This window comes from Paenibacillus sp., assembly GCF_031177825.1.
In the GTDB taxonomy this organism is placed as follows: domain Bacteria; phylum Bacillota; class Bacilli; order Paenibacillales; family YIM-B00363; genus Paenibacillus_AE.
Genome location: NZ_JAPSKE010000004.1, coordinates 335,236 through 347,310, shown reverse-complemented (window position 1 = coordinate 347,310; position 12,075 = coordinate 335,236). Strand labels below are relative to the sequence as shown.

The 12,075-nt window shown below is 60.6% G+C and carries 15 protein-coding genes; all 15 read left to right on the top strand.

Annotated elements, in window-relative coordinates; genetic code table 11:
• The first annotated feature begins 21 nt into the window (after positions 1-21).
• The 15 genes from RIN49_RS07315 (at position 22) to RIN49_RS07245 (ending at position 12,061) form a co-directional block, all read left to right on the top strand.
• Positions 22-1,395: a S41 family peptidase gene (locus RIN49_RS07315; RefSeq protein ID WP_309119503.1), complete on the top strand. Its 1,374-nt coding sequence runs from the start codon at positions 22-24 to the stop codon at positions 1,393-1,395.
• Between the two features lie 114 nt (positions 1,396-1,509).
• Positions 1,510-2,469, top strand: a complete 960-nt coding sequence (locus tag RIN49_RS07310; RefSeq protein ID WP_309119502.1) for an alpha/beta fold hydrolase — start codon at positions 1,510-1,512, stop codon at positions 2,467-2,469.
• Positions 2,470-2,530: 61 nt separating this feature from the next.
• Positions 2,531-2,986: a divergent PAP2 family protein gene (locus RIN49_RS07305; protein ID WP_309119501.1), complete on the top strand. Its 456-nt coding sequence runs from the start codon at positions 2,531-2,533 to the stop codon at positions 2,984-2,986.
• Positions 2,987-3,093: 107 nt separating this feature from the next.
• Entirely contained in the window at positions 3,094-3,645 is a 552-nt protein-coding gene (locus tag RIN49_RS07300) for a GNAT family N-acetyltransferase (RefSeq protein ID WP_309119500.1), read from the top strand.
• Positions 3,642-4,166 carry a hypothetical protein gene (locus tag RIN49_RS07295; RefSeq protein WP_309119499.1) on the top strand — a complete coding sequence of 175 codons (525 nt, stop codon included), beginning with the start codon at positions 3,642-3,644 and terminating at the stop codon, positions 4,164-4,166. The genes RIN49_RS07300 and RIN49_RS07295 overlap by 4 nt, the downstream gene beginning before the upstream one ends.
• Before the next feature lie 81 nt (positions 4,167-4,247).
• Complete coding sequence (gene coaW / locus RIN49_RS07290; protein ID WP_309119498.1) at positions 4,248-5,084, top strand: type II pantothenate kinase; 837 nt, start codon at positions 4,248-4,250, stop codon at positions 5,082-5,084.
• Positions 5,081-5,479, top strand: a complete 399-nt coding sequence (locus RIN49_RS07285; protein ID WP_309119497.1) for a hypothetical protein — start codon at positions 5,081-5,083, stop codon at positions 5,477-5,479. The genes coaW and RIN49_RS07285 overlap by 4 nt, the downstream gene beginning before the upstream one ends.
• A gap of 395 nt (positions 5,480-5,874) precedes the next feature.
• Positions 5,875-6,063 carry a hypothetical protein gene (locus RIN49_RS07280; RefSeq protein WP_309119496.1) on the top strand — a complete coding sequence of 63 codons (189 nt, stop codon included), beginning with the start codon at positions 5,875-5,877 and terminating at the stop codon, positions 6,061-6,063.
• Between the two features lie 147 nt (positions 6,064-6,210).
• Positions 6,211-6,705 carry a cysteine hydrolase family protein gene (locus RIN49_RS07275; RefSeq protein WP_309119495.1) on the top strand — a complete coding sequence of 165 codons (495 nt, stop codon included), beginning with the start codon at positions 6,211-6,213 and terminating at the stop codon, positions 6,703-6,705.
• 55 nt (positions 6,706-6,760) lie between these two features.
• Positions 6,761-7,654 (top strand): EamA family transporter RarD, encoded by an 894-nt coding sequence (gene rarD, locus RIN49_RS07270; RefSeq protein WP_309119494.1) that lies wholly within the window; start codon positions 6,761-6,763, stop codon positions 7,652-7,654.
• A gap of 62 nt (positions 7,655-7,716) precedes the next feature.
• The gene (locus tag RIN49_RS07265) at positions 7,717-8,220 is read left to right on the top strand and encodes a GNAT family N-acetyltransferase (protein WP_309119493.1); all 504 of its coding nucleotides are present in this window, start codon (positions 7,717-7,719) and stop codon (positions 8,218-8,220) included.
• A 39-nt stretch (positions 8,221-8,259) separates the two neighbouring features.
• Positions 8,260-9,045, top strand: coding sequence for a Cof-type HAD-IIB family hydrolase (locus tag RIN49_RS07260; protein ID WP_309119492.1), 786 nt, complete (start codon positions 8,260-8,262; stop codon positions 9,043-9,045).
• A 22-nt stretch (positions 9,046-9,067) separates the two neighbouring features.
• Positions 9,068-9,913 (top strand): SDR family oxidoreductase, encoded by an 846-nt coding sequence (locus tag RIN49_RS07255; RefSeq protein WP_309119491.1) that lies wholly within the window; start codon positions 9,068-9,070, stop codon positions 9,911-9,913.
• A gap of 365 nt (positions 9,914-10,278) precedes the next feature.
• Positions 10,279-10,983, top strand: coding sequence for an ABC transporter ATP-binding protein (locus RIN49_RS07250; protein ID WP_309119490.1), 705 nt, complete (start codon positions 10,279-10,281; stop codon positions 10,981-10,983).
• Positions 10,958-12,061: an efflux RND transporter periplasmic adaptor subunit gene (locus RIN49_RS07245; protein WP_309119489.1), complete on the top strand. Its 1,104-nt coding sequence runs from the start codon at positions 10,958-10,960 to the stop codon at positions 12,059-12,061. The genes RIN49_RS07250 and RIN49_RS07245 overlap by 26 nt, the downstream gene beginning before the upstream one ends.
• Positions 12,062-12,075: the final 14 nt, after the last annotated feature.

The following is a 12,075-nucleotide window of genomic DNA, read 5'->3' as shown; positions in this document are numbered from 1 at the left end:
GGAGAGACGAGGGAATAATCGATGAGCAGATGGAAGTGGATCCCCGCCATGCTCGCCTCGGCGCTTGCGGGCGGCGCCGTGGCTTATACATACGCGAGCTTGAACCAGAGCGGAATCTCCAAGTTGGAAAACGCGATGGATCTGATCGAAGACGGGTATTTGGAACCGGTCGACCGGTCGAAGCTGATCGACGGCGCGATCGAAGGCATGCTGCGGTCGCTCGAGGATCCGTATACGACGTATATGGACCAAGAGGAAGCGAAAGCGTTCTACGAAAGTATCAACGCTTCGTTCGAAGGCATCGGCGCCACGATGGAGGAGATCGACGGGCGCATCGTCATCGTGGCTCCGATCAAGGGCTCGCCCGCGGAGGCGGCCGGCGTTAAGCCGGGCGATCAGGTGATCAAGGTCGGAGACACCAGCTTGGAGGGCATGAAGGTGCACGAAGCCGTCCTGCTTATTCGAGGGAAGAAAGGTACGACCGCCGACTTGACGATCGTTCGGGACGGCAAAGAGGTGAAGCTGTCGATCGTGAGAGACACGATCCCGCTCCAGACGGTATACGCCGAGCTGCGGGGAGACGGCGTGGGCGTCATTCGGATTTCGTCGTTCGCGGAGACGACGTCCGAGGAATATGTGAAGGAAGCGAAGCGGCTTCTGGGCGAAGGGATGAAGGGGCTCGTGCTCGACCTCCGGCAAAATCCGGGCGGCCTCACCGACACGGCCGAGGAAGTCGCGGAGACGCTTGTGCCCGACGGAGAACCGATCGTTCAATTCAAGCGACGCGACCACCCCGCGGAAGTGTCCCGATCCGACTATAACGATATCGGTCTCGGAGAGCTTCCCGTCGTCGTGCTGATCGACGCCGGGAGCGCGAGCGCGGCGGAGATCGTCGCAGGGGCGCTGCAGCAGTCCGCGGGCGTTCGGCTCGTCGGCGAGAAGTCGTTCGGGAAGGGGACGGCGCAGCTCAGCCAACCGTTCCAAGACGGCTCGAACATGAAGTATACGGTCGCCGAGTGGCTGACGCCGAACGGGAACACGATCAACAAGAGCGGACTGACGCCGGACGTTCCCGTCTCGCTGCCGTCGTACGCCTCGCTGCCGATCGTCGAGTCCGATCTCGTCATGAAGGAGAACGGATTTTCCGGCGAAATCAAGACCGTCCAGACGATGCTGAAAGCGGTCGGCTTCGATCCGGGCCGGGAGGACGGCTTCTTCGACGCGAACACGACGAAAGCCGTGCGGGAGTATCAGGCGTCGAAGAAGCTCGAGTCGACCGGGATCGCGACAGGGGAGACGACGCGCGCGCTGATCGAGGATGTCAGGGCTCTGATCCAAGCGAACGATACGCAGTTGGAAAAGGCGGCGGAGCTCGTCAAGGAACAAATGAAATGACGAGTCGACAACAAACGATAATAAACAGTTGTAAATAACAGTATAATGCAATAAACTGGGAATATCGCCGTAACGGTACCGATAACCTTCTTTATGACAAGGGAGAGAGAACAGATGCCAGCATTGGATATGCCGTTGGAACAGTTGAAACAATATAAGGGACGCAGTCCGAAGCCGGACGACTTCGACGCGTACTGGTCGAGAGCGTTGGCGGAGCTCGACGCGACGGCGCCGGACGTCGAGCTGACGCCCAGCGCGTTCCAAGCGCCGAACGCGGAATGCTTCGATCTGACGTTTACCGGCGTGCGGGGCGCTCGGGTGTATGCCAAACATCTGCGGCCGAAGGGCGCGTCCGGTCCGACGCCGGCGGTGCTGATGTTCCACGGATACAGCGGCAGCTCGGGCGATTGGGCGGACAAACTCAACTGGGTGAACCTCGGCTTCTCCGTGTTCGCGATGGATTGCCGCGGTCAGGGCGGCAAGTCCGAGGACGTAGGCGGCGTGAAGGGAAATACGCTGCGCGGTCTGTTTATCCGCGGATTGGATTCCGGACCGGATCACTTGACGATGCGTCACGTATTCCTGGACACGGCGCAGCTCGCGCGGGCGGCGATGGCGATGCCGGAGATCGATGCGGATCGCGTCGGCGTGACCGGCGGTTCGCAAGGCGGCGCGCTGGCGCTCGTCTGCGCCGCGCTCGAGCCGAGGGTGAAGCGCTGCGTCTCGATCTTCCCGTTCCTGAGCGACTACAAGCGCGTATGGCAGATGGACCTCGCGAAAGACGCTTACGAAGAGCTGCGGACCTACTTCCGCTTGTTCGATCCTCGCCACGAGCGGGAGGACGAGGTGTTCCGGACGCTCGGTTACATCGACGTTCAATATTTGGCGGAGCGCATTCAAGGCGAGGTATTGATGGGGATCAGTCTGATGGATTCGGTCTGCCCGCCATCGACGCAGTTCGCGGCGTACAATCGAATTTCCGCGCCGAAGCGCCATATCATCTATCCGGATTTCGGCCACGAAGGGCTTCCGGGCTTTAACGACGACGCGTACTTGTTTTTATCCAAGTTATAACGATTCGTTTATCGGCATAATTCCTTTCGGAACGGACGACATTACCATTGAGGTGGTGTCGATGAACAGAGCGATTATTACGGGTCTCAGCACGATCGCGGCGACCCAAGCCCTGAAGCTGCCGCTCGAATACGCGACGAACGGCACATGGAACTGGAAGACGTTGTTTCGCACCGGAGGCATGCCGAGCTCCCACTCCGCGGGCGTCGCTTCGCTGGCGACGTACATCGCGTTGAAGAAGGGCGTCAAGGCGGTCGACTTCGCGATCAGCTCCATTTTCGGACTTATCGTAATGTATGACGCCATGGGCATCCGCCGCCATGCCGGCGAGATGGCGGTGGAGTTGAACGATCTGGACGAGAGGGTCGAGAAGCTCGCCGATCAGCATCCGGGGTTGTATCATCGGGAGCGCCGCGCGGAGCTGAAGGAAGAGCTCGGCCACTTGCCGAGGGAGGTCGCCGTCGGCGCGATGCTCGGCATCGCGGCGGGCATTCTCAGTTACGCATGGGAATCATGAATCATTCGAACGAGCGAGGCCTTCCTTCGGGAAGGCCTCTTTCGTGTGCGGCCGCGGTTTGGTATAGTTGATTTTATCCAAGGAATGGAAATCAAGGGGGGGACCGGATGGCGTATCGGTATTGGGAAGGGGAGCGGATCGCGCTTCGGGCGCTTCGGGCGTCCGACGCCGCCTTGTTTCGGTCGTTCGACGACGAGGTCTCGCGCAATCTCGACGGCGTTCACGGGCCGATGTCGGATGCGAAGTTTCAAAGCTGGTTCGAACAGCAGCAGAAGGCTCGATTCGACGATTCGAATCGATGGGTCGCCGACGACAAGGAGGGCGTTCCCGTCGGAACGATCGACACGTTCCAGTGCAATCCCCGGCACGGCACGTTCAAGTACGGTATCGTCGTCGCCGACGGACATCGCGGCCGGGGATACGCGTCGGAGATGATCGTAATGACGCTCCGGTATTACTTCCTCGAACTCGGGTATCAGAAGGTCACGCCGCATGCGTTCGCGTTCAACGAGGCGTCGATCCGGCTGCATGAGAAGCTTGGCTTCCGGCTCGAAGGCCGGCTGCGGAGCATGATGTACACGAACGGCGCGTATCACGACGAGCTGCATTACGGCATGACGCGCGACGAATTCGCCGCGCTTCACGGTGCGGGACGATGAGCGCGAAGTCGGCCGCGTTCATCGGGCTTCGGCTGCTAGCCATATACTGGGCCGTTCGCAGTCTTGAAGCGTGGGGCCAGCTGTTGACGCTGCTCGTTCCGGAGCTGCCTTGGAGCGAAATCAATCGTTCCTCCGTCGCGATCGCCGGGATGATTCCCGGCGCCGTGCAAGGAGGAATCGCCGCCGCCCTCTGGCTGTCTGCGGGGCGAGCGGCGTCCGCGATCGCCGGCGTATCGAAGACGCCCGAACCTGAAGGGGAGTCGGCCCCGGACGATTGGGCGTCGTCGGCGCTCGCCGTCGCGGGCATCGTCGCGGCCGTCTCGGCGCTTCCCGGATTGGCCGGATCGACGTACACGATCATGCAGCCGCCTGTAGTCGGGTTCGAGCTCAACGAGTATCAGACGATTGTGTACAGGGGCGCCTTGATCGAAGGCGTCTTACAGCTTGCGGTCGGACTCGCCTTAGCGTTCGGCTCCCGCCGTATCGCGGCGATCGTCAAGCGTTTCGGGGCGAGAAATTGAACGATTCGGAAGACTTCCGATTGCGGATGTCTTCCTTTTTTTATATAGTAGAGAAGGTTTTTGCGATAGGAGGGGAGTCCTATGAGGGATATGAAACAATCTATCGGCATCGACGCCGGAGGCACGTTAATCAAAATCGCGCACGAGACGCCGGACGGCGCCGTGCGCTTTCTTAAATTCAGATCGGACGATCTCGAAGGCGCGGCGGCATGGCTGCTGGCGCGCGGGGATGATGCGGCCGTCGCCCTTACGGGCGGCAAGGCGAAGCCGCTGCAAGCGCTGATCGGGCGACCGGCGTCGTATTTAGTCGAATTCGAAGCGACCTGCAGCGGCGTTCGTTGGTTGATGCGCCAGGGCGGCATGGAGCAAGCTTCGTTCTTGCTTACGAACGTAGGGACCGGTACGTCGATTCACTATGTCGACGGGGAGCGGCATACGCGCATCGGCGGCACCGGCGTCGGAGGCGGTACGCTCGTCGGGCTGTCCGCGATGACGACCGGCGTGCGGGAATTCGATGAAATCGTGCGTTTGGCTTCCACGGGGAAGCGCGACGACATCGATCTGCTCGTCAGTCACATCTATGAAGGCTCGACGCCGCCGATTCCCGGCGAGCTGACGGCCAGCAACTTCGGACGATGGCTCCAAACCGGCGGGAGCGACCGGCCGGAAGACGTGCTCGCGTCCATCGTCGGCCTTGTCGGGGAGACGGTCGCGTCGGTCAGCGTCCATGCGGCCGGACAATGCGGCGCGTCTTGCGTGCTGTACATCGGCTCGTCGTTCATTCGCAACGACCTGCTCCGCAAGGTCGTCGCCGGGTATACGGAGCTCCGCGGGTCACGCGCGGTCATGGTGCCGGACGGCGAATACAGCGGAGCGCTCGGCGCGTTGCTGTCTTTGAAGACGGGGGAAGCGGGATGAAGCGTTGGCTGCAGCGTGCCGGAGGCGTCTTCCTCGGATACGCGTTCGCGGAGCTCCTTCTGCACGCGGCGCGCGCGTCCGCTTACGGATTGAAGGCGCAGACGCTCGCGGGGAAGCTCGGCGCGCTCCTGTTCGGCGTCGCCGTCTTGGCGGGCTGCATCGTTTGGTTGAAGCGGCGCTTCCCGAGGAGCTTCTATCATGGGTTTATCGTGTCGACCGGATTGTTCTTCAGCTTCGATATCGTCGCGTTTCATTGGATCTTCGGACTTCATCGCATCACGGACGGGCCGGAAGCGAACGTATTGGAGCCGATTCTCGTGGCGGTCGGATGCTTTTTGCTGGTCCGCGGTTTGCGGGACGAGCTTCGTTTTCAAAAAAGAAATGAAAATGATTGAAAAATGCGTTGACAAAGCAAGTGCAGATCCTTTATATTTACTCAAGGGAAAACATTCCCAATACTTAAACGAAGGGGTGATGGAACATGTTTACGATCGCGACGGCGGCTCTTACGGTACAACTGAACAGAACGTCTTTGCTCACCCGGTTCCGTCATACCCGGGAACGCAACGCTGACGCGTGATGTCTTCAGCTTGCGGTCCATATGTGTGATGGGTAACTCAGCCACGGTGAACGATGTTCGCCGTGGCTTTTTTACGTCCAAAATCGAGAGGAGCGATCTACAAAACATGCAGCAGCACACCGCCGGTAATGTCATGGTAGTCTCGATGTTTCAATCGCAACGTTTGGCAAAGCACTACAATAAAACAAGAAAACGAAGGTGAAGGTTAACATGGAATTGATGGGTTACGTAGCGGAACAATTGGCCGCACAAAAGCATAGCAACTTGGAACACGAAGCGCACTTGGCGCTTCTCGCGAAGACGAACGCGGCGGGTCCGTCGTGGAAGCGCGCATTCGCGTTCAAACTGTGGAACGTCGAAGTGACGGTCCGTACCGCTCGCAAGACGGTTCATATGTAATATTCCTTTGAAAAAGCGGTGCGTTTCGGAAACCCGAAGGTTTTCGAACGCGCCGTTTTTTCATTTTCAAGACGAGTTCGTCTTTCTTATGGTAAAATGTCATCTGCAATCTATTATCCTATGCATTGAAGAGAAGGAGAATCGCGCATGACGATCGCAATGCTGATCATCGATATGCAAGTCGGGTTTATCGGCGAGGAAAAGAGGAAGGATGACGTCCGCATCGCATCGGAGTATATCAATTATGCAGCGAATCTCATTCGACAAAGCGGCAACATCGTCGTCCACGTGCAGGACGAGGACGTCGAGGGAGGCAGGGATTCCGCGAACTACGAGATCGTTCCATCGATCGTTCGCGCCGCCGGGGATTTATATGTAAATAAGAAATGGTCGAACTCGTTCTGGAATACCGAGCTGGAGTCGATGCTTAAGGAGCGCGGCGTCCGCTACGTGATCGTCTCCGGGTTCGCGGCGGAGCATTGCGTGCTCTTTACGTACAACGGAGCGTCGGAGAGAGGCTTCAAACCCGCGGTGCTTCAGCATGGGGTCGTCGGGGAGCGAGCAGGCTCCGCCGAGATGCTGCAGCGGGATCGAGCCGTCATCTCTTGCAACGTTATCGGTTGGTTGACCGAGAAAAAGTAGAAGGTAACGAAGCTGACAGCTTGCAGCTATGAAATTTCAGAAATGAGAGAGACTTATGAAAGCTGGCGTCGGTTACGCCATATTGGCTTATTTATCATGGGGCATGCTCCCGCTGTATTGGAACTTGTTCAAGGGGGTGCCTTCGGACGTCGTGCTCGGTCATCGCGTCGTATGGTCGTTCCTCTTCGTGATGGTTCTATTGGCTTGGTCGAAGCGGTTGAAAGCATGGAAGTGGATGTTCCAGTCGAAGCGGTCGTTGTTCTCGGTCCTTGCGGCTTCGGTTCTCATCTCCGCGAATTGGCTGCTGTTCATTCACGCCGTGAACAGCGGGCACGTCGTGGAAGCCAGCCTCGGGTATTATATCAATCCGCTCGTTAGCGTCGTATTGGCGGTCTTCTTTCTCGGCGAGCGTCCGAAGCCGCTGCAGTGGGCGGCGATCGCCATGGCGGCGGTCGGCGTCGCGCTGCTGACGATCTCGTTCGGGAAGCCGCCGTGGATCGCGCTCGCGCTGGCAGTCAGTTTCGCGTTCTATGGCGTCGTGAAGAAGAAGTCGTCCGCCGACGCGGTCTCCGGGTTATTCGGCGAGACGTTGGTCGTGCTTCCGCCGGCGCTCATTTACTTGCTCTTCGCCGGCGGCCTGGACGCGCCGTTCCGGTCCGTCGACGCCTGGCCGTTAGTGCTCGCCGGCGTCGCGACGACGCTCCCGCTGCTTTGGTTCGCGCAGGCGGCGAAGCGGTTGCCGTTGTCCACAGTCGGCTTGATCCAATACGTATCCCCGACGATAACGCTCGCGATCGGCGTCTTGCTCTTCCGGGAGCCGTTTACGAGCGGGCATGCCTGGAGCTTTGCGCTCATCTGGAGCGCGCTGGCGTTGTACACGGTCGCTTCTCTGCGGTCGGCGCGCCCGACGCGGCCTGCACCCGCGGGTGTAAAGAATGGCGTGAACTGATTAATGGGATCAATGTTTATGGGATTAATAATTAATAGCATGAAATGACGAGGTGGACGAACATGATTCGCCAGGCGGATGCGCGGGATATCCCGGCGATTTTGGACATTTATAACGACGCGATCCTGCATACGACGGCCGTCTACGACTACGAGCCGCATCCATTGGAGAGGCGGAAACAGTGGTACGACGCGAAGGTCGAGGAAGGGTATCCGGTCCTCGTCTACGAAAGCGACGGCCGCGTCGCGGGCTTCGCTTCGTTCGGTCCGTTCCGCGCTTGGGCGGCGTATCGGTACACGATCGAGCATTCGATCTACGTTCATCGCGATTTTCGTAAGCAAGGCATCGGTCAAGCGCTCTTGGAGCGATTAATCGACATCGCGAACGAACGGGAATATGCGGTCATGGTCGGCGGGATCGACGCCTCCAACGAGAATAGCATTCGCTTGCACGAGAAGCTCGGCTTTCGGCATTCCGGCACGATCGCGAAGGCCGGTTATAAGTTCGGGCGTTGGTTGGATTTGGCTTTTTACCAGCGGGAGTTGAACGGGCCGAAGCAACCGTAGTTTACAGATAGAATGAATCGGATAGGAAAGAGGGATCGTATGATTAAATTGGCTGCATTCGACGTCGACGGGACGCTCCGGGAGCGCGACTATTTGCCCGAGTCGACGCGGTCGGCGCTGCGGAAGCTCAAGGAGAAGGGCGTCGCGCTTGCGATCTGCACCGGCCGAAGCGAGTTCGAGCTCGTCGCGCTGCGGGAAGAGCTCGGGATCGATTGGGCGGTGTCGTGCAACGGTAGCCATATCGGGTACCGGGGGACGACGGTGGCGGGGACGCCTTTTCCTAAGAAACTGATTCAGTCGTGGCTGACGTTGGCCGAAGCGCAAGGTCATGAGGTGTTGCTGTACGCCGGGGATTCGATGTATTTGAACCGGGCGGATGCGCCGCGGTTCCGGCAAGCGCAGCTGGAGATCGGGTTCCTGGAACCGACGGTGTTGTCGGAGGAGCGTTGGGCGTCCATTCCGGACATCTACCAATGTATCGTCTATTGCGAGGCGCACGAGCAGGAAGCTTATACGTCTCTTGCGGACGGGGATCTCTATGTGCATCGCTGGCGCCCGTGGGCGGTCGACTTCAACCCGCGCGGCATGAACAAGGCCGTCGGACTGAAGCGGCTGCTGGAGCATCTGTCGTTGGCGCCGGAGGAAACCGCCGCGTTCGGCGACGGCCTGAACGATCTAGAGATGATGGCGCTCGTCGGCAACGCGATCGTGATGGGGAACGGCTGCGACGAGCTGAAGGCGCTCGCGACGTTCGTGACGAAGTCGCTGCGCGAAGACGGCATCGCGCACGCCGTGGACCATCTGGAACGGACGTCGGCGATTTAATACGGCAAGGGAGGGACGGCGAATGGCATCGGCAACGCGGGTCGCGATCGTGACCGGCGCCTCGAGCGGCTTCGGCCTGCTCGCTTCGGTCGAGTTGGCGCGCCGGGGATATACGGTCGTAGCGGCGATGCGCGACCCGGAAGGGCGCGGGCGGCGCTTGCTCGAAGCGGCGACGCTGGAGGGCGTCGAGCGGCGCATCGCTCCGTCGCGGCTCGACGTGACGGACGCGAGCCGCGCGGAGGCGGTCGTCGCGGAAACGATCTCGGCGCACGGACGCATCGACGTGCTTGTGAACAACGCCGGCTTCGCGCAAGGCGGCTTCGTCGAGGACGTGTCGCTCGAGGCGCTGCGCGCGCAGTTCGAGACGAACGTGTGGGGCACGATCGCGATGACGAAGGCGGCGCTGCCTCATATGCGGGAACGCCGCAGCGGCAAGATCGTGAATATGAGCAGCGTCAGCGGCCGGATCGCGATCCCCGGCTTCGCGCCGTACGCCGCGTCGAAGTACGCGATCGAAGGCTTCAGCGAGTCGCTGCGGCTCGAGATGCGGCCGTTCGGCGTGTCCGTCGTGCTGATCGAACCGGCTTCGTACCGAACCGACATCTGGGATAAGGGCTTCGCGGCGATGGCCGGCGGCCCCGACTCGGCGTACGCGGCGCCGCTCGCCCGCATCCGCGGCTTGGCGGAGCGATCCGCCCGTAAGGGCGGGGACCCGCGGGACGTGGCGCGGTTGATCGGCCGCGTCGCGGACGCCCGCCGGCCGCGGCTGCGGTACGCGATCCCGCGCCGCGCGGGCTGGATGGCGGCGGCACGGGACTTGCTGCCGTGGTCTTGGTACGAAGCGGCGATCAGGCGCTTGCTGCGTTAGCGGCGGCAGGCCGCCCGATTGCGCCGTGGCGTGAAAACGTAGGAGTTTCTCCGACTACAGGCCGCTCGGTGGGGAGCACCTCCCCAATAAAGTTGGCGCGCTGCCCCGATGATTGCGGAACCCCGCCGCATTTCCCTCGAACCCACCGAAACTCGCCAGTCCCGCCGAAACGAATGCCACCGTTAGATAATGGAACGTCCTCCCAGCCTAGCATTCGCTGCATATCCCGATCATTGTAGAAATTTATAATGAATCGCAATGATTCGTTGTAGTCTTCTTCACCTATGTTCTTTATAATAGCTGGAAGAGCTTGTATCCGTTTGGATAAACATGCAACAAACGTTCGAAGAGGTGGGAGAAGCATCATGGGAGATGAACCGCAACCGATTCTAAGAACTGTAAGCGTTTCCAGAGTGTTCGGGCAAGGCGAAGGGGCGGTGCATGCGCTGCGCAACGCGAATTTAGCGATCCCGCGCGGACGGCTCGTCGCGTTGAAAGGGCGATCCGGTTCCGGTAAGACGACGCTGCTGAACCTGTTGGCGACGCTGGATGCGCCGACGACGGGCCATGTGTTCTACGACGGGAGAGACGTCCAGGCGATGAGCGACGGTGGCCGCGACGAGCTGCGCCGTACGGAGATCGGGCTTATTTTCCAGTCGTTCGGCCTCGTGCCGTATATGTCCGCTTACGAGAACGTGGAATTCTCGCAGCGTATCGCGGGCGTGACGCCGGCGACGCGACGGAAGGAGAACGCCTTGCAGGCGCTGGAGTTCGTTGGGTTGAAGCCGCGCATGCACCACCGCCCGCAGGAGATGTCCGGCGGGGAGCAGCAGCGCACCGCCATCGCGCGCGCGATCGCGCATCGGCCGAAGGTGCTGCTCGCGGACGAACCGACGGCGGAGCTCGACACGAAGATGGGCTTCCAAATCATTAAGGTGTTTCGGGATTTGGTGGAGCAGGAAGGGATCAGCATCGTGATGACGACGCACGACCCGGCGATCATGGATGTCGTCGACAACGTATACGCATTGGAGGATGGGGAAATTGTCGAACAACAAGGCGAACGGTAACGTCGCGCCGCGCCGCGGCGGAGGCCGGCCGGAGCGAGCGCATCACGGTAGACGCATCGCGCAACAATCCAAGCGGGTCGCCGGCCTCGCGATCTTGCTGTCGGCGTCCGTCGCCGCATCGGGCTGCTCGCTGCTGCCCTCGGAGGAGCAGCCGCTCAAGCCGCCGCTCGTGAAACCGGCCGAAGCGCGCATCGTGACGGCCGAACCGAAGATCGGCACGATCGAACGGGCGCTCTCCGGCTCGGGGACGTTCGAGTCGGTGCGGACGGCGTATCACCGATTCACGGAAACCGGCGGCCGCGTCGAGGAAGTGCTCGTCCGCTCCGGAGACGAGGTGAAGGCGGGCGATGTTTTGCTCCGCCTCGATACGGGCGAGATGCGGATGACGCTGCTGCAGCGGCGGCTCGAGGTCGAGAAGAAGAAGTTAGCGCTCGACGAGGCGAAGGAGACGGGCGACGCCCGGCGCGTGAACATCGCGGAGCTCGAGCTCGAGATCGCGACGATGGCATACGATTCGATCGAAAACACGTTCGATCACCGGGAGCTGCGCTCGGAGATCGACGGCGTCGTGACGTTCGCCGCGGACCTGGAGCCGGGAGATTTCGTGGAGGAATATCGGACGTTGTTTACCGTCTCGGATCCGTCGGAGATGCGCCTCGCGTTCGGCGTATCGTCGGGCAGCGCCGTCTCCGAAGCGCAGGTCGGCATGGCGGCGGATATCGTGTTCAAAGACAAGAACTATGCCGGGAAAGTCGTGCAGACGCCGTCTTCTGCGCCTTTCGAAGAGGACGAACGACTGCGAGACCGGTATTCGAAGACGTTGTACATCGAGGTCGAGGGGCTGCCGGAGGAAGCGGAGATCGGCGATTCCGCCTCGGTGCGCATCATTACGGCGAGGAGCGAGGACACGCTGATCCTGCCGAAGAGCGGCGTGCGGAAGCTGTTCGGTCGGACGTTCGTGCAGGTGATCGAAGGCGAGAGCCGCCGGGAGCTCGATGTCGAGACGGGACTCGAGACGGCGACGGAAGTGGAAATCGTGAACGGGTTGGAAGCCGGAGCGAAGGTCGTATTACAGTAATAGGATTGTAGGAG